The 18,917-nt window shown below is 41.7% G+C and carries 10 protein-coding genes; 1 reads left to right on the top strand and 9 read right to left on the bottom strand.

Features of this window, described 5'->3' with window-relative positions:
- Nucleotides 1-47: 47 nt before the first annotated feature.
- The 8 genes from AACU25_RS10095 to AACU25_RS10060 form a co-directional block, all read right to left on the bottom strand.
- Complete coding sequence (locus AACU25_RS10095; protein ID WP_096575209.1) at nucleotides 48-1,394, bottom strand: PQQ-dependent sugar dehydrogenase; 1,347 nt, start codon at nucleotides 1,392-1,394, stop codon at nucleotides 48-50.
- A gap of 247 nt (nucleotides 1,395-1,641) precedes the next feature.
- Nucleotides 1,642-3,960, bottom strand: a complete 2,319-nt coding sequence (locus AACU25_RS10090) for an NACHT domain-containing protein (protein WP_096575207.1) — start codon at nucleotides 3,958-3,960, stop codon at nucleotides 1,642-1,644.
- Between the two features lie 247 nt (nucleotides 3,961-4,207).
- A complete protein-coding gene (locus AACU25_RS10085) occupies nucleotides 4,208-5,401 on the bottom strand; it encodes an EAL domain-containing response regulator (protein WP_096575205.1) in 1,194 nt (397 codons plus the stop codon).
- Nucleotides 5,402-5,498: 97 nt separating this feature from the next.
- A complete protein-coding gene (locus tag AACU25_RS10080) occupies nucleotides 5,499-9,824 on the bottom strand; it encodes a PAS domain S-box protein (RefSeq protein ID WP_096575203.1) in 4,326 nt (1,441 codons plus the stop codon).
- Between the two features lie 519 nt (nucleotides 9,825-10,343).
- Nucleotides 10,344-10,517 carry a hypothetical protein gene (locus tag AACU25_RS10075; RefSeq protein WP_190445843.1) on the bottom strand — a complete coding sequence of 58 codons (174 nt, stop codon included), beginning with the start codon at nucleotides 10,515-10,517 and terminating at the stop codon, nucleotides 10,344-10,346.
- 132 nt (nucleotides 10,518-10,649) lie between these two features.
- The gene (locus tag AACU25_RS10070; RefSeq protein ID WP_096575201.1) at nucleotides 10,650-13,436 is read right to left on the bottom strand and encodes a family 10 glycosylhydrolase; all 2,787 of its coding nucleotides are present in this window, start codon (nucleotides 13,434-13,436) and stop codon (nucleotides 10,650-10,652) included.
- Between the two features lie 190 nt (nucleotides 13,437-13,626).
- The gene (locus tag AACU25_RS10065; RefSeq protein ID WP_096575199.1) at nucleotides 13,627-14,949 is read right to left on the bottom strand and encodes a TIGR03279 family radical SAM protein; all 1,323 of its coding nucleotides are present in this window, start codon (nucleotides 14,947-14,949) and stop codon (nucleotides 13,627-13,629) included.
- A gap of 204 nt (nucleotides 14,950-15,153) precedes the next feature.
- Nucleotides 15,154-16,116: an undecaprenyl-diphosphate phosphatase gene (locus AACU25_RS10060; protein ID WP_096575197.1), complete on the bottom strand. Its 963-nt coding sequence runs from the start codon at nucleotides 16,114-16,116 to the stop codon at nucleotides 15,154-15,156.
- Nucleotides 16,117-16,706: 590 nt separating this feature from the next.
- Between AACU25_RS10060 and AACU25_RS10055 the strand changes: the two genes are divergently transcribed.
- Complete coding sequence (locus AACU25_RS10055; protein ID WP_096575195.1) at nucleotides 16,707-17,222, top strand: hypothetical protein; 516 nt, start codon at nucleotides 16,707-16,709, stop codon at nucleotides 17,220-17,222.
- A gap of 324 nt (nucleotides 17,223-17,546) precedes the next feature.
- Here AACU25_RS10055 and AACU25_RS10050 read toward each other — a convergent pair whose 3' ends face one another.
- Entirely contained in the window at nucleotides 17,547-18,530 is a 984-nt protein-coding gene (locus tag AACU25_RS10050) for a DUF1517 domain-containing protein (RefSeq protein ID WP_096575192.1), read from the bottom strand.
- Nucleotides 18,531-18,917 lie beyond the last annotated feature (387 nt).

Raw genomic sequence — 18,917 nt, 5'->3', positions numbered from 1 at the left:
CCCTGCCCCCTGCCTTTTCCTAGTCCCCAATCCCCACTCCCCATTCCCTAACCCCCCTGATACTGAATCCGATAAATCCGATTATTCGCCTCTTCTGTGACTAATAAACTCCCATCAGGTAAAACTAGTAAACCTACAGGTCGCCCCCAAGTGGTTGGTGTAGAAGGATTGAGCAAAAATCCTGTGAGAAAGTCTTCATAGTAACCTTGCGGACGACCTTGATTATTGAAGGGTACAAATACTACCTTATAACCAGTCCCGCGATCGCGATTCCAAGAACCACGAAAAGCTACAAAAGCACCGTTACGATATTTTTGTGGGAATGTCTGACCATCATAAAACTGTACGCCCAAAGCTGCTGAATGTGCCTGAAATAACACATCTGGGGTACTTGTACGGGCTGCTAAGTCAGGGCGTTTACTTTGATTATTGGCTTTCTGACGTGGGTCAAGGTTATTGGGTGTGAGATATGCATAGGGCCAGCCGTAAAATTCTCCCTGTTGGAGACGCGTAAAGTAGTCTGGTACTAAGTCATCACCAATACCATCACGTTCGTTTACAGCAGTATAAAGTGCCTTGGTGACTGGGTGAAAATCCAAACCGACTGGATTACGCAAGCCAGAAGCAAAAGTCTGCTTTTGCGAACCATCTAAATTCATTTGCTGAACTGAAGCGCGTGGTAGCGGTTCTTCATCTACATTACTTTCGGAACCAACAGAAACATATAGTTTATTACCATCAGGCGAAACTACCACGTTACGCGTCCAGTGCTGATTATAGCCACCACCAGGCAGGTCAGCAATTTTTTTACCCGTACCACTCAGTTGTTGTTGACCTTTACTATAGGGGAACTGTAGCACAGCATCGGTATTACCCAAAAAGAAGGAATTTCCGCCAAATGCCATACCGAACGGGATATTTAGCCCATTTTGGGCGCTAGCGAAAGTTTTACTTACATCAGCAACCCCATCGCCATTGCGATCGCGCAACAGCCGAATGCGGTTTTGCCGAGTTTCAGTAACTAACACATCACCATCGGGAGTTAAAGCCAGCCAGCGTGGTGCATCTAAGCCATCAGCAAAAACATTAACCGTAAATCCTGATGGTACACGCAGCACAGGATTTTGCGGAATAGCTACCACCTGAGGTCTTTTGGAAGCACTTTCTGTAGCGAAAGGTGCTGGTAAATTATTCAAGCCAATTCTAATTGGTGTAGGTGAAAGCGGTTCAGTCCGAACTACATTTTTCGCCTGTTGTGGAGAATTATCTGCCTGTTGTACAACAGATGCAGATGGTTGCGGTGTGGAATTATCTAAAGAAGCACTGGTTTGGTTACAAGCTGTTACTGTTGTCAATAACAATAACAGCGGCAAGAAACGCTCAAGAATTTGCATAAATAATTCAACTCTTCCAAAAATCTCAACCGGAAGATAGCAAAGTACTCAGTCTTGAGTGTAACTAAAGCGCTGTAATTACTCATCCGTCTGGGGGCTGGGGATTGGGGACTGGGAAGAGGCAGGGGGGCAGGGGGCAGGGAGACAAGGGGAGAAATTCCCATTACCAATTACCAATTACCAATTACCAATTACCAATTACCAATTACCAATTACCAATTACCAATTACCAATTACCAATTACCAATTACCCACCAACTAACAGCAAAGTATTTTCTATTGATTGCCTTACATTAGGAGTAACATTAGTTGCGCTATTGAGGCAATCTAATAGTAATTGATTGGCGTACCAATATTGTTGTAAGTTCTGCCATTCTTGTTCGTTAAACTGCCAAGCATGACCAATTTGGCGGGAACCAATGATTAAAGTTCGCAATTTTCTAATCCAACCTTCACCATGAGTTTGCCACCACATCTTTAATGCTTCTCTACCCTGTTTTGGTGATGGTAGTTGGTTTTTCAATAATTTTATTGATGTTTGTAAAGATGGTTCATCTATTAGTAAATGTTCTAGGTCGAGGGCTAAACTTAAAGCAAATAAGCGTTGGCTAAATATATCGGCTGTAATTGTCACACTCACTGATAAAGCATGAGTTAAGGCTAAATCTAAGGCTAAATCCAGAGAAAGATTACCAGCCATTTGCGGATCTAAAGATATCGCAAAATTCTGAGTCCGGGCTAAAGGATGTTCGGGAGGCAGTGCAATGGTAAAGTAAAAAGCACGCACACTAGCAGGATGATAAGATCCTTTGACTGTAGATGACTTCTCTATTAACCAGTTAAGAAAATCTTCTAGTTTTTCGTTAACAGTTGCTAGTCGGTCGATTTGTTGCTTCATTAGCTGCAATAATTCATCAGCTGGTTGCAACATCTCTACGGTTAGTAAAAAGATTTCTCGCCAACGTTCTTCATTGATTTGCTCAACAAGTTCTTTTAGTGTTTGAGTATTGGCATTAGCAAAAATTTCTCTCGCTGTGAAGTATTCTTGAAAAGTCAAATGCGAAAAAGAATAAATACCTCTAGCTCTTTCTACTAATAAACCATGTTGCGCTTCAATTGCCTTTAACACGGCCGCACTCTCTAATTCTAAAGCATCGGCATCATGTGTCCCTTGGGGAATATGAGATAGATAGTCGCCAATTAGCTGATGCATTTTCTTTTCAGGGAGAAAATACTCTCCTTGAGCAAAGGTAATGGCTGCAATCCGACTCAGCAGTTTAATTTTTTGGAGTAGCGAAAAATTCCGGTAAATTTGATCGCGTTTTATCCCTCTGGCTTCATCCCAGCGTACCAGCAGTAAATCTAATCCTTGTTTATATAGTTCAGCACGCTTAGATGGGAAATCTTCGACAAACTGAAATAATAAACAAGTGAGATTTAACAAAATGGGAGTAGAGGCTAACTCTAAAATTTGCACATTCTCTGCAAGTTCTAATTTTTGGATAAATTTACGTGCTAATGACTGTGCTTTGGCTGGACTTTTTTTAGCCACCGCTAAAAACCATTTGTTAGCGAAAGTAGTAATTTGCGATTTAGTAAAATCCGCGATTTCTACCTCTGTAAACCCTTGAAATCGATAATATTGGGCAGCAACGCGGCAAGTAATAACTATAATATTTTTATGATAGATTTCAATAAACTGTCGCAGATTTTTGAGAATTATTTCGCTATCTTGTTCTGCTACTTCATCTAAAGCATCTAATAAAAGTAATACTTTTCCTTGAGATAATACTGTGATAATTTGCTGTTCAGTAATATCAAAAACTGCAAAATATTTATGGATGTATTTTACTAGGCTAGGTTGTAGCAGGTCTCTTGTATCTTCCGCAAAGTTTTTCAAATTTATAAATATTGGCAAACAATCAGGAAGGAAGTTGCCTTGGTTACAATTTATAGCTAGTGATTGCAAAAATGTAGTTTTACCTGCGCCGGGTTTTCCTAGCAACATCAGTTTGGAATATTGTAATACTACATCTTGTCCGCTCACCCGTTTTTGCCGGACTTTTCCTAAACCAAATCGCTCAAATTGCTCTCTATCAGGCGGTTGTAAATCATTAATATCTACCCATCTTTTACTATTAATTTCTTCTAGGATATTGACATCAACATATAACTCATTTATCCCAATAGGCCGCGCAATATCTAAAATATGCACCGTACCACACTGGGCTTGAATCCTTTCATATTGAGCCGACCTGAGCTTTTTTACTAAACTCTCAATATCCAAATGGAAATTCATGTAGGTATTGAGTGGCTGTTCTGAAGGTGTTATTTCATCCTCAGTACAGTTTTGCGAGATTTCCAACGGGTTTAAGTCTAAAACTATGCAAATCTCGTTAAAAGCTTGTCGGTCTATTGGTTTACCAGTAAAAAACTTCCAAATTGGCTGACGAGTTTCTAAACCTACCGTCGCAGCTAGATATTCTTGCGTCCAACCTTTACGTTTAAAAGCCTGTTTGGCTTTTCTGATACCTTCTTCTGATGCTTGAAGAGATCTTTTTGCCATGCTCTCACCAAAAAAATAGATAGAAATTGGCTGTTTGTATACAAAATATACAACTTACACGAAAACTTATACTTGAACCCCAACACAATCACTAATATAAGCTATTTATAATAGTTTTCAAGTCAGCCAATTCTACATACCCAACTAGCTTATGGCATTGCTAAACAAAATATTTCCTTGTTATGCAATGCCGAAGCTTTTATTTAATTTCCAGGTATGAGAGTTAAAATTTTTCAGCAGTTTGTATTTAAAAAAAGTTTTCTAATTCAGCTGCTGGTAATGGACGACTTAAAAGAAATCCTTGCATAGCATCACAATTAGATTGGCGTAAAAAATCTAATTCTGCTTCTGTATCTACACTTTCAGCTATTACCCTGATATTTAGCTTATGAGCCATTTCAATTACGGCTTTGGTGAGGGCTGATTTTTGTGGATTTGAGTCAATATTGTGAATAAAATATCGACCGATTTTTAAGGTATTAATAGGTAATTCTTTGAGGTTAACTAAAGAAGAAGAGCCAATACCAAAATCATCTAGACCAATTTTTACACCTAAAGAAAATAATTTTCCTAAAATAGCGATCGCATTCGTGATGTCTTGCATCAGGGTGCTTTCACTCAGTTCTATTTCTAAGTGCTGGGGCGAAACTTTCTTGCTGGCTAAAAGTTCAGATAGCTTTGAGATAAAATCTGGATCATAAAATTGGCTGCCAGATACATTAACATTGATACTCAACGGTAAAAAGTCAAGATTATATTGCCAGCTTTTAATTTGCGAGCAGACATTGGTAATTATCCATTGTTCAATTGGCAGAATTAAACCTGTAGATTCGGCTAATTGCATAAATTCTACCGGGGGAACCAAACCTAATTCTGGGCTTTCCCAATACAATAGACTTTCGGCGGCGATAATCTTCCCAGAAGCGATATCTACTATGGGTTGATAATATAACTCGAATTCCGAAAATTTTCCCTGTTTAACTACTTGTTGTAAATAAGTTTCTAGTAACTGCATCTTGGGTGATAATGCCACATTTGCAGTTTGAGTTGATAACAAATGCTTTTTTAAAGCTGCTTGCTTTTCTAAACGGTTGACTATTGCACTTAATAATTCGGCACGGGTGAAAGGCTTTGTCAGATAGTCATCTGCGCCCATATCCATACCTTGGCGAAAATCAGCTTTTGCAGATTTAGCCGTTAAGAAAATAAAGGGAATTGTGGCCGTTAATGGGTCTTGGCGCAATGTCGTTAATACGCCATAACCATCTACTTCCGGCATCATCATATCGCACAAAATTAAATCAGGAATTTCCGAGAAAGCTAAGTTAATACCGACTCTGCCATTAGCAGCAGCAATGGTATCAAAATCCTCCGCATCTAGTAGATCTAATAGATTTTCCCGTACGAGTTCTTCATCTTCAATTACTAAAATTTTAGTCATAATTTAATTCTGTTTGTATTTGATTCTGTAAAGAGATTTTGTGAAAGTTAATTGGGTATTTAACTTAGTAATAAATGCCCATTCATCCTGATGTAAATCATTGCTGATGCTGAGTCATGGGGAGAGTGACTGTGAAAGTTGTCCCAACTCCTAGTTGAGTAGTGACAAAAATTTCACCCTGATGGATATCAACACATTTTTTCACAATTGCTAGCCCTAATCCAGTACCGATGATATTACCTACATTACTAGCTCGATGAAAAGATGCAAAGAGATAAGGTAGGTCTGCTTCGGGAATGCCTATTCCTTGGTCTTGAATTTCAAAAATTGCTCGCCCATTTTGACAAGTCAGAGTGAAATTGATATGGCGATCGTCTGGGGAATATATGATGGCATTTGTGAGTAAATTACTGAGAATATATTTCAGCAATTTCTCATCTATGTAACATTCTCTAAATTCATCCGGGCTGTGAAAATCAATACGGTGTTGCTGATGATCTAGTTGAACTTCTGCAACTAAATTCTGACAGTATGCGACTAAATCAAAAGATGTTGGATGATATTCTAGTATTCCCGCTTCAGCTTTGCCAATAAACAAAATATCATTCAACATTTCTGTCATCCGATGGACAGAAGTTTGGATACGGTGAATGTGAATCAGTTGTTTTTCGTCTGTCCATTTGTGGCGGTAGTGTTCTAGTAACTCTGAAGAAGAGAGGATCGTACTCAACGGTGTGCGGAACTCATGAGAAGTCATGGTGATAAAACGAGATTTGAGCTCGTTGAGTTCTATTTCTTTCTCCAGTGCTGTTATTAGCTCCTGTTCTAATTGTTTACGCTCGGTAATATCTGCCCAGTAACCAACAAGTTCCACAAAGTTACCAGCTTCATCTTTGATTGCATGGACTTGATCGTAAACCCAACGATAATTACCATCTTTGTGTAAAAAACGGTACTCATAGGTAGAATATCCTTGAGAAAAAATCTGAGATATTTTGGCAAAAACATCTGATACATCTTCTGGGTGGATACGACTAGCCCAAAAGCTAGAATCTTCGAGGAATTCTCTGGGTTCATAGCCCATCATAGCCTTGACATTTTCGCTGATAAAAGTTGCCCCAAAATCTCCGGAAACTTTGCAGCTATAAATTACAGCTGGGGTTGAAGCCAGTAAGTATTGCAGTCGTTGTTGGCTAAGAAGTAGTGCTGTTTCTGCTTGTTTGCGTTCAGTGATATCTGTTTGAATGCCAATGTAGTGAGTGAGCGTCCCTGCAGTATCATAAACAGGAGAAATGTTGAGCTTAGTCCACAAAAGTTCGCCATCTTGACGATAATTACGCAGAATCACAGTGCAGTCTTCACCCGCTTGCATTGCAGCATTTAGTTGTTTTAATTGTGCTTGATTATCATTGTTGTGGAATAAATTAAAGTTTTGCCCAATGACTTCTGTGGCAATATATCCAGTCATCCGCTCAAAGGCAGAATTCACATAGATAATGGGCCCATTGGGTATACTGGCATCAGCAATAATAATCCCATTGCTACTGGCCGCGATCGCGCGATCGCGGAGTCGTAAACCTGCCTCTACTAGCTGGCGTTGGGTAATATCAGTATGGTTGCATACTATTCCCAGTACTTTGCCAGTCGCGTCTTTAATAGCATCAGCGCGCAGATATACTTGTAAGGTGCGACCACTGCGCGATCGCATGGTCACTTCTTTATGCCAGGAATTGCCTTGCACAAGAGTCTGATATAATTCCTCACGGTCTTGCGGCTGTTGGTAAATTGCTACTAACCCGCCTGGTGCTTGTAATTCTGCTTGGGTATATTCATATAAATTGAGAAATGCTGGATTAAAGTAAATACCTTTACCTGTGAGATCAACAATAGCAACGCCATCACTGGTGCTTTCTATGGCTTGGCGTAGGCTGAGTAGTGATTCCTCAACTAATTTGCGTTCGGTAATATCTGTAGCTATGCCACAAACAGCATAGATATTACCATTGTTATCTTTTAAGGGAAAAATGCTCGACAGGTAAGTATGTAATCCATCGGCTTGGGGAACAACTTCCTCTACTTCAATGGAGCTACCATTAGTAATGACTGGGTGATTGTTGACTACAAACTGATCGGCAATCTCAGCATCCCAAATGTCATAAACACTTTTACCTACTATCTCTGCTTGTTTGATATTAAATAGTTTTTCATACTGGCTGTTGATCAGTAAGTATCTATTGTGAATATCTAATACAAAAATAGCTGCTGAAGAATTATCTAATATCGCTTGTAGCTGCTTTTGAGTCTCCCTTAATGATGCTGCTGCTTGGTGGCGTTGGGTAACATCACGACTCATCCCACGGTAACCAATGAATTTACCTTGAGTATCAAATACAGGAACAGCACTAGTTTCCAGCACAACTAAATGGCCCTGTTGATGTATCTTGATGTTTTCCAGACATTGAAATGCTTGTGGTGTCAGGAAAAATGCTGCAAAACTCTCTGCCAACCTTTGTCTTTGGGGTAATGGCATAAAGTCAAGGGGGCTTTTACCCAGTACTTGCTCTGGTTCATATCCCAAAATTTCGCGGAATTGCGGGCTAACGTAGGTATAACGTGCGTTTTCATCCACTTCCCAGACTAAATCGCTGCTGGTTTCTACTAAGTTGCGGAAGCGTTCTTCGCTTTCTCTGAGTGCTTGGATTGCAAGTTGGCGATCGCGCAGTGCTATTTGCTGTTCGCTGATGTCGGTGACTGTCCCTACATAAGCAATGATTTCTCCCATGTCGTTACACTCGGTAACGGCTTGCTCAAAAACCCAAATTTCGCTGCCATCTGGACGCTGATAGCGATATTCTGCACGAAAAGGCTGGTGTTGGGCTACGGATTGCAACCATTCTGCTTGCACCCGTTCTCTGTCTGCGGGGTGAAGAGCTGCTATCCAGCCATTTTCTAAGGCTTGGTTTTGGGTCATTCCCGTCATTTTGCACCAGTATTCGTTGACGTAGAGAACTTTTCCCGATGCATCTGTGCGATAAATACCTACAGGTGAGAGCGTGGCAATAGTTTGATAACGCTGTTCGCTCTCGCGTAATTGCTCTTCGATGGTTTGGCGCTCTAAAATTTCCGAGATTAGCTGTTGGTTGATTTCTTCTAAGGCAATAGTGCGCTTTAATACTCGCCGTTCTAGCTCTGCGTTGGCTTGACTTAAATCTGCTTGTGTCTGTTTGAGTATGGTAATATCTTCGGCAATACCAACAATGCGATAAATTTCTCCGAATTCATTTTTAATGGGAAAAGTTTTGCTAGCAATCCAGCGCCATTCACCATCAGGGCGAATAATGCGATATTCTCCGTTGAAAGACTCACCTAATAACAGATTTTCTCTGGCTGCAATGATGCGATCGCGGTCTTGGGGATGGATAGAATCAAGATATTCTTGAGGATTTTCATTCAGGCGATCGCTGTTTCTGCCCCAAATTTGCGCGTAAGCGGGACTGACATAATAAATTTTTTCTGCTTTTGCATCCCGCACAAATAATACTTGCGGAATATTTTCTGCCAGTTGTTGAAATAATTCTGCTGTCTTTTTTATCGATGCTTCATCACTTTTGCGTTTGGTAATGTCTCGCTGGATGGCAGCAAAATAAATGATTGTCCCAGCTTCGTCTCTAATGGGATAGATGTTCATCTCTACCCAGTAGGGAGTACCATCTTTTTTATAGTTGAGTAATTCTGTCTTAATTGTCGCTCCAGTTTGCAGTGCTGTGCGGATTTTTGCCAATTCCGCGCGAGAAGTTTGCTCACCCTGTAACATCCGGGGTGTTTTGCCTACAATTTCACCCAAGTTGTAGCCGCACATCCGGGTAAAGGCTGTGTTCGCATAAACTATTCTTGGGTCTAGTTCATCTAGTGAGCCTACTTCTGTAATCACAATGGCATCGTTAGCACTAGCTATTACCGACTCTAGCAACCATAACTGTTTCTCAATCGTATTGCATTGATCTATAGATGGCTGGGGCTGTTGTTCAAGCACTTGACAAACGTTATCTAATGTGATTGCACCGAACAGACAATCATTTTCATCTACGATTGGTAGCAAATCCAATTGAGATTGGCGTAACTGAGAAAGCAGCGTGGCTAAATCGTTAACCTCAGATAGCTTGAGCTTGACGATTGGAGTCTGCATTACCTCAGAGATTTTAGTGGTTTTCAAGTCAATCCCAGCAGCTACTAGCTTGACCAAATTTTTCTGAGTAAACCCGCCAAGAATCTCTGTAGATGAACCTACTAAAGCACTTTTGCCTTGACTAGCCATGAGAGCGATCGCATCCGCCACTAATGTTTGTGGCCCAACAATCAACGGCTGAAAGTCAATCATTGACTTTAAGTCTTTTTGCCACAGCAGTTGAGGTATGGTTGGCATAGATGTTGGCGATTACTCCGAGTAGAAAATAGTTATTGCCGGGTTGAGTATTGAGATTCAGAGTTTAGCACTTAAATAAAGTAGTAAGCTGATACGCGCCTAGCTCGAATATTCTGGCGTTCTCAAGTCCAAGCTAGCCTTTAACTCTTGACCCTTGATTGCCTAAGTGCGAAACATAAAATTCAAATGCATAACAGCTTAATCTTGATTGAGCTTTGAAAGTAATAGTTCAAATTGAGATAACTTCAGTTGTGGCCTCCTTAAGATTATTTCCAGCTATTGTAATATTTTCTTTCTAATAGTTAATTACCACTCGCGTATTAACACGGGAAAATTTCTGTTATATAGATACAACATTCTTAAGAATTATTAGGCATTGGGGGTTAGGTAATGGGTAATGGGTAATTGGTAATTGGTAAGGGGGTTTTTACCAAAAAATTAGGTTGTAAGTTTAAAAAATACTAAAATATCAATTTTCCAACTTTCTCTCTCAATCCTGCGTTTTTTTTCTCTGCAGTGTTAACGATTAGCCTTTTTCGCAACACAAAACCAAGGGGATAGGCTGATACATAACATCACCTTCACCCCCGCATCCACAGCATGAGGAGATTTAGGCGTTGCTGATTGATGGGATGATTTTTGTCTCACGCAGAGGCGCAAAGACGCAAAGAATCGACTTTCAGCTTTTTCCATAAGTCTGAATTCATCCCGCAAATATGCAATGCTGATATTTATTTAGAGACTTCCAAAAAGTCAACAATTCCAATCTTTAGATTTCACAAAAATTTTACTCCCCTCTGCCCCCTGCTCCCTGCCCCTCTGCCTTTAAGGACGAGACTGCAACCGTCGTTCGCCGTAACGCAATAAACGTTCAATTGCTGCCAAACGATTCTCCCAGACTTTGACTTGATAAGGATTTTCTATTGCTTCTTGGCGCATCCAGGTTCGATATTGAGATTGGAATTGGCTGAGTGCAGCTTTAGCAGTGATGAACTTACTAGCAGAAGGTGAGGCTGCTAGTTGAGATAAAGCTGTTTGTAGAACTTGTGCTTGATTATTAAACTCAGCAATTGTAGTTGTAGGCATCCGCATTTGAGCGTTTTGCAAAATAAATTTCCATTCTCGTTGTAAGGCGCTATAACGCACAGCAGCTGCTTGAAAAGGTTGACGATGGGGAATCGGTTCGGCGCTAGTGGGTTGGGCTTTCCCTTGAGTATTACTAAAGATTTTGTGGAACTCGTTGTTCAAATTATCAACAGCAAAAAGTGCATAACCGCTAACAGGTAAATCTCTTACCAATTGCAGTTGATCGAATGCGCCTACAGTGGGCAAAGAAAGCAGCCGAATTCCCGGTACTAATAAAGTTGCACCTAATTGTGTAGAAGCAATCCAAGGTTGTGCTAGCCGTTGAAAGCGAGGAGTATCCAAAGCATAAGTCATGGGCACAATTAAATCGATATCTCCGCGCCTAGCCCAAACTTCCCAGTGCTGTTGCAGTTTGTGAATGCGTTCTATTTCTGGTAGGGGAAATACAGCCACGGAGACAATTAAATTAGAGCGTTTTTGTCGCAGTTGTTGGGAAACTTGGGCAACAAAACTATCAACTTGCTCGGTACGGAATGCTGTCCACTTTTGCCACAAATCGCGATCGCTAGGAGAAATTTTCGTGGGATCTACACCTGTAAGTTGCTGAAATTGTTCTCTGGCGGCTTTCCCATAGCCGTAAGTTCTCCCGGCGGCGGGGTCTTGGAAGGGATAGCGGATGTAATCTAATTGAATCCCATCTACTTGATAGCGAGTGACAATTTCTTCATACAGCCTGAGTAAATATTGCCGCAATTGGGGATTGGCTGGGTCAAAAAAGGGCTTGGTTTGACCGATAGGAATCATGTTGCCACGATTATCGTAGTTTGCCCAATCGGGGTTAGCCGCCAACACTGGCCCCGGATAATCTGGCTTGGCGTTAATAATTTCATTGTGACGCTGATTACCCGCCGCAAAAGCCCAAACCCAAGCGTGTAGTTCCATATTTCTCGCATGGGCTAATTTGACGGCTGAGGCTAATGGATCCCAACCGCGAACTAAGGGATTTTGTTGGGGTGCAACTTGGCTAGGATAAATTGTGTAACTAGCGTTGACGGTTTCAAAAAATACCGTGTTAATTCCAGATTGTGCCAAGCGATCAAATATTTGCGCTAGTCCTTGCTCACTACCAGCACGGACAATTGTGCCTCTATCTAACCAAACTGAGCGAATTTCTGGTTGAGCCAATCTGCGATTTAAGGGAAACTGTTTCCACAAACTCGCCTTGGCTGTGAGCCACTGCTGACGTGCTAAAGCATAATTTTTTTGTGCTACCAACACAGGTATATTTTTGGCTATTTCTCTGGCTTGAGTAATTGCTACGGCTGTTTCTGGTATTTGCACGCCAGACCGACTAGCAATTAAGTTGGGGCGATCTACCTTCAGCCCTTCGGTATTGCTGGCAATATCTTCATTAGTACCATTAGTAGCAGCCGCTAAATTAGAGCTTTCCACACGCCCAATCAGATTTTCTAGCTCCTGTTGCAGCGCGATCGCATCGCCGCTACTAATTGGTACATTCGAGTTGGGTACTACATCCAACCGCACTGTGTCTTCTAGTGCGTCAATCGGCTCCCGCGAATTCTGACGTGTGACATTCACTAATGGTCTAAGTTGGGGAGCAGTGGCGATCGCTTTTGGTGGCGTTTTAGTTTGTGGTTTTGGTGTATTGGTAATTGGCGGTTGCACAACTGGTTGAATCGCAGTTGTAATCACTGGTGGTAGTGACGCTGGCGTTGGAGATTTAGCAATTGTGGAAGTAGAACAAGTAGGTGAACCACCTTCGACCTTTCTACTAGCACTGGGTGGTAGCTTCATATAACGCGCGATCGCAGCTTTTAACCAAGCGTTATCTAACTCTGCACCTGCAACTGCATCTACACCCCAGCGCCAGCCTAACAAAGTAGAACGGTCAGTAGTGACTACCGCAGGCTGATTATCTGTACTCTTCCACACCGCCGCAGGTGTACTGACGCTATCAGGTAAGATTACGCCACCATGTACTTTGCCAAACATCCCTTCTTGGTTGACCCAGTCTTCTGGTAGCTTGGTTTTTGCTGGTTGTAGCTCTTGCTTTTCGCTCAAACTAAATCCCCAAAAACCGCCTACAATACTCCGCAATAATTGGCGAACTCCTGGCGCTGATAAACTTCCTACAGGGCCGCTAGCTATTAAACGCCCGCCTTTACTCATCCATTCTTCTAAAGCGATAGTTTGTGCTGGTGTTAATGTCTCAACGTTAGGCAAAAATAATACCTTGCGATCGCCCAAATCTGTCGCACTTCGCACATCAGCTAAGGGAATCACACAATATTTCACCCCAGCCGCTTGCAAGCGATTAGTAATTGTTGACCATTGATTACTATTATCTTGACTATAAACTATGCTCAATACAGGTTCTTCATCTGCCGCAATTGCTGGTATAATTCCCAAACTATTTAATAGTAAAAATTGCAGATTAAAAATGAAGAATCCGGCTTTTTTTAGTTGTAATTGTAATTTGGTAACACGCTTTTCCTGATTCTTCACTCCTCACTCCTTACTTAGATTAATTGTTTGTTTAATAATTAACTGAAGTAGGAAGTATAAAGTATAAAAATATCCTATCCTTAAAGGAATTTGTATAAATTCTCAGCATCTCAATATTTGCTTGCCCAAAATCAGCAAGACATCTACTTCTGACTTCATCTTTTACACTTTACACTTCATCCTTCCTATTTCAGCCAATGCAGGTATTGATTAATTGTTCAATTCCTGATATGGGAAAGATTTTAGTTCCCAATTTGCTAGCAACTTCTTCAATACTCATATCATCTAAAAATATCAATTCACCATGTTTAAGCATGACATTTGGCAGCAAAATGCCATCACCTAAATCTTGCCCTTTTAAGTTTAGAACTAAATCATGCCCAGTTAATAAACCGGTAACACTAATATTTTGCCCCCAATAATCGCTAGCTAAGGCACGCATATTTACCTGCAAACCCGTCACAGCATTTAATTGTGTGAGTATGGGTTGAAATGCTTGCTCAACTGCATTACCAACTACCCAAGTTAATTTCTTCTCAGGAGAAATTTTAGCTGGGAGTGATTCGGCCGCAGCTGCAAATTGCTTGAGAAATAACCGAATCGAACCAACACCATTATCAATTTGGGGATACTCTTCATATTCAGCTTCACTGGGTAACTCTTCACCTGCAATTAAAAACCACTCATCAGCCAACCAAACCACGCTAGAACCGAACTTTTGGCGAAACTCTAAAGCCAGCGATCGCACTTGGGAAATCACTTCTTGCGCTTTTTCTGGTGTTACAGGGGTAAGTTCGTCTTGTTCGGGGCGAAATCTTGTTAAACCCACAGGGACTACTGCCACTGATGCCACTGTCGGCACTTCGCCAGTATAAAATGACGCTAAGTCCTCTAATGTTTGTTCCAAGTGTAAGCCATCATTTATACCAGGGCAAACTACGACTTGGGCATGAATTTGCAGCCGTCTTTCTTGGAACCACTTGAGTTGTTGTAAAATTTGCCCAGCACGGGGATTTTTCAGGAGTTTAATTCTCACGTCTGGTTCTGTAGCATGAACAGAAACATATAAAGGAGACAGACGCATCTGTTCAATCCGCCGCCATTCCCGCTCTGGTAAATTGGTAAGAGTTAAATAGGAACCATATAAAAAGCTCAGACGATAATCGTCATCCTTAAAATACAAGCTAGAACGCTTTCCTGGTGGCTGTTGGTCAATAAAGCAAAAGGGACAGCGATTATTGCACTGAATTAAAGCATCAAACAGCGCCGTTTCAAATTCCAGCCCTAAGTCTTCGTCATAGTCTTTTTCAATTTCCACATGATGAGTTTTACCAGATGCGTCCAAAACCTCTAGTTCTAGAACCTCATCAGCACATAAAAATTGATAATCAATCAAATCGCGGGGATTTGTACCGTTAATTGCAACGATCGCATCCCCCACCTCAAAGCCGATTTCAGCCGCGATGGAATCTGGTAAAACTTTACTAATTTTGGCGGGGTGAATTGTAGTCATTTGTTATTTGTCATTTGTTATTGGTCATTTGTCACTAAAAACTAATGACTAGTAGCCTCCCAAAGTTTTTTGACAGGTGGGGGAAAGGGTAAGGGGAAAAGGGTAAAGGTTTTAAACCCTTCCTTTTTGCCCTTTTCCCTTTCCCCAATCTACACCTGTCAATATTTGTGTGTTGAACTACTACGGACAAATGACCAAGGACTATTAACTATTCTTCAATAAACCAGCACTAATTGCCCCTAAAATAGCTACACCAAATGCCAATCGATACCAAATAAATACCCAGGTGCTTTGGGTTTTGAGGAAGCGCAACAAACCTGCGATCGCAATATAAGAGAAGATAGCGGCAGAAATCACGCCTACAACTAGGGGAATCATCGCATCGCTACTTAAACCTGCGCCGACAACATCTTTTAATTCCACTAACCCCGCTAGGGTAATGGCGGGAATCCCTAGCAAAAATGAAAACCTCGCTGCGGTTTCCCGTTCTAACCCCATAAATAACCCCCCTGTGAGGGTAGAACCAGAACGAGATACCCCTGGGATTAATGCTAAACATTGCGCCAAACCCATTAATAAGCCATCTTTCATGGTCAGCTTTTCAAAGTTACGTTGACGCTTACCCAGTTGTTCTGCTAATCCTAGTAGTAGAGACATAAAGATAGAAGCAATGGCGATCGCACTTAAGCTTCTGATAGGAGAATTATCAAAGTCGGGGATAAACTTTTTAATTAAAAGCCCAAAGAAGATAATTGGCAAAGTTCCCAAAATTATCCCCAAGGCTAACCGCAAGTCATAGTCATTGTAATCTTTGAGAGCGATCGCTCTGGCTGAACCCTTAATAATTCGCGCCAAGTCCGGCCAGAAGTACCACAGCACCGCCGCAATGCTACCCAATTGAATAATTGCTGTAAACGCTACCCCCGGATCGCCCCAACCCAAAACCACAGGTACAACTTTTAAGTGGGCTGTACTACTAATGGGTAAGAATTCTGTCAGTCCTTGTACGAAACCTAAAATAATTGCTTGCAAAATATTCATTTGTTGCACCCCCTCACCCCCTGGCTGAGGCTGGGCGCTGAGAACTTGCAGCGGAAATGCAGCTACTGAACAAGCAGCAGATACAGCACTCAACATTAAAAATTGTTGTCGTTTTAATAGAGCCATTAGTTTACCTGCGATCGCTAATCATACAACCTATTACAGAAACAACTACCTGGGGAACTTGCCAGGATAATCACAAAACAAAGCTGTGGATTACCATTAATTGCCACAAAGACGCGACATTAATTTAGCACTCTCCCACTCAGAAGGTAGCGGTTAATAGCTAGAGTTTCGCAAAAATAGATGAAGCCTTAACGACAATTTTTTAAAGTTCATGTGAATAGGGGTGGGATTGGGGATTGGGGACTGGGGATTGGGGATTGGGGATTGGGGATTGGGGATTGGGGATTGGGGATTGGGGATTGGGTATGGGCAGGGTGGTTTCATACAAGCAGAGAAAAAACTAAAACTGGGTTTTAAAGCCTCTCTCCCACAGGGAGAGAGGTTTGGAGAGAGGGAAAAAGCCATGCTAAAAAACGAGAAATCAAGACTTATGTATTTTTCTTTTTTTGTATGAAAGCACCCTGGACTGGGGACTGGGGATTGGGGAACTCCCCCTTCAACAAAACAGGCTTTTGCTTTAACTATTTGCCTAGTCCCTAACTGATTCGCTAGGCTATTGATAATTCTAGTTACTCAGAAACTTGCTGTGTATGGATTTTGAAGGCGAAGCTACTACTACATCTGCTACAGAAAACAAAGAATTGCCACAGCCAGAGACTACTCCTAAGCCTTTGGAATTGCTGCGAGACACTGAGGCTTTGCTACGTCGCCCAGCTGTAGAATCTCTCACGCCGATTTTACCTCCCAAGTTGAGTAGCAAATTACAAACAGCCTCATCCGTAGCAGATAAATCTTTAAAACAACTAGCAGAAATTGATTTAGACGAAATTGGTGACTTTGATTTACGACCTGCAAGGATTCGTGTTGGTTTAAGCTTCGTTGGTTTTGCAGCGTTAATGACGGTTATACTATTGCTTCATTTCAGCACTCTACACTTAGAATTACGCACAGTAGAGCAGATGCGACAATATTGGTATCAATATGTTTGGTTTGTTTGCTTAGGTGTTGCGGGATTGTTTGTCTTGGGTCGAGAAGCAATGCGTCCTATCCGCAAGCCGAGACGGTTGAGGGGAAAACCGCAAAGCGGAATTCAAAATTCGTCTTGAAAAGTTTGCTCAACGGGGGGAACCCCCGCACGCAACTTTTGTCTTTGACACGCTACGCGAACGCAAAATTAAAAATTAAAAATGAATAGAGTCTCAGCATTTCCTTCGTTGAGAATGGGTAGTTTATTTACGCCATACTGCGATCGCAATTTGCCACCATATATTAACTTGATCAAAACTGTTCTCTGGAGAGATTGACTGTTGTCAATAAATTTGCTATTATAAAATCGATAAGGAAGAAATATAATTAACATGATTATACCGAAACAATAAACCGCTTGCTGTCAGCAAGCGGTTTTATCGTATTTTAGTAATTTGATGGAATTAAACAAGTGTCAAATCGGGATACTCAGCTAACAAATCATCAGAAGTCAGAGTATCACCTGCAGCTTGAGGAGTCCAAAGCACCTCAATAGCTAGAAGTTGCTCGCTAGGAATACCACCAATTTGGCGCAATGCTTGACGCAAATCATCAGCACTGTTAATTGAGGGAATTGCAGACTTGCCCAGAGTTGCCACTAGTAAGGTGACGATAATATATTCTCCAGGGCCAGAGGTAATTAAATCAGTGGGATTTTCAGGAGTTTCAGCACCAGGTAAAGCTTCTTTAGCTAGTGCTGCTCTGAGTTGGTTGTTAACGTTAGAGAGGGTTTCTTCGCTAAATTTGCTGCGTTCTGCTAGTGAGAGACGGTTGAATTGAGCTTCAGCTGAATTCAATTTAGCTTGTTGTGTACCACCACCAACATATACCCAATATTCTGGATGGCGGAGTAAAGCTAGGCTAGTTTCTTGCAGAACTTCTGCTCTACCTTGTGGGGAGTTAGTATCAGCGGTTTCAGCAATGCGGTCAAGTTCACCTTGTAAACCACGTGCTTGAGCTAATAATCCAACTTGTAAGCGAGTTACAGATACAGCGGGATTGCTGCTATAGCCTACATCGTCGGTGCTAGTATCTCCACTGCTAGCCCGGCGGAAGGCTTGCAGTATGAAATTAGCGATCGCAATAAAGATTAAGATGCTAAATAATCCGCCGAATCCGCCGCCAATACCCCAGAAAGGTAACAGGAAAGGAAATCCAAAACCACCACCAGGGTAAGGGGCGTAATATCCACCTCCACCTGGAGGCGCATAGGTGCGAGGTGTGTAAGTGCGGCTAGAAGGTACTCTAAAGGAACCACCACCGATTCGTCCACCACTACGGGCGGCTAACGCTCCATCAGCGTGACCAAGTGCTAGAGTTAACACCAGGCTGAGGACAAAAACAGTTTTTAACAGCGGTTTGATGGCTAGTTGTAGTTTTTTACGCATAATACAGTTGCTTGAAAAACGGTATTGGTGATGATTTCTCCCAACGCTGCTAGGAGAGATTTGCTTGGTCAGTAACGCCAGCCCGTAGCAAGCAAGCGAGTGTTTGATTGGCAGTAGCTCTCTGTAATATTCATTTTTCTTGGCTACATATTCAATGTACCGCGTCATATCTTGCCTAGACAGCAAGCTTAGGGGGGATTTCTTGAGTAGATTACCGTACCTCAGATTCTTGTGCGATCGCGGGAATTTTGTGATCAATTAATCATTTGGGGACTGGGGACTGGGAACGGGGATGAGGGGGAAAAGGCGAAAGGGGAAAAGGAAAAAAGGGAAATTATTATTACCCATTACCCATTACCCATTACCCATTACCCATTCCCCATTCCC

The organism is Tolypothrix tenuis PCC 7101 (assembly GCF_963874875.1).
GTDB classification, from domain to species: domain Bacteria; phylum Cyanobacteriota; class Cyanobacteriia; order Cyanobacteriales; family Nostocaceae; genus Aulosira; species Aulosira tenue.
Note: the sequence above shows the minus strand (reverse complement) of the source record. Positions and strands in the feature narration are given on the sequence as shown.

Coding starts and splice junctions, on each gene's coding strand:
- AACU25_RS10065 (WP_096575199.1), bottom strand. CDS start 14,949: ATGACTACAATTCACCCCGCCAAAATTAGTAAAGTTTTACCAGATTCC.
- AACU25_RS10060 (WP_096575197.1), bottom strand. CDS start 16,116: ATGGCTCTATTAAAACGACAACAATTTTTAATGTTGAGTGCTGTATCT.
- AACU25_RS10075 (WP_190445843.1), bottom strand. CDS start 10,517: ATGGAAAAAGCTGAAAGTCGATTCTTTGCGTCTTTGCGCCTCTGCGTG.
- AACU25_RS10080 (WP_096575203.1), bottom strand. CDS start 9,824: ATGCCAACCATACCTCAACTGCTGTGGCAAAAAGACTTAAAGTCAATG.
- AACU25_RS10050 (WP_096575192.1), bottom strand. CDS start 18,530: ATGCGTAAAAAACTACAACTAGCCATCAAACCGCTGTTAAAAACTGTT.
- AACU25_RS10095 (WP_096575209.1), bottom strand. CDS start 1,394: ATGCAAATTCTTGAGCGTTTCTTGCCGCTGTTATTGTTATTGACAACA.
- AACU25_RS10055 (WP_096575195.1), top strand. CDS start 16,707: ATGGATTTTGAAGGCGAAGCTACTACTACATCTGCTACAGAAAACAAA.
- AACU25_RS10090 (WP_096575207.1), bottom strand. CDS start 3,960: ATGGCAAAAAGATCTCTTCAAGCATCAGAAGAAGGTATCAGAAAAGCC.
- AACU25_RS10085 (WP_096575205.1), bottom strand. CDS start 5,401: ATGACTAAAATTTTAGTAATTGAAGATGAAGAACTCGTACGGGAAAAT.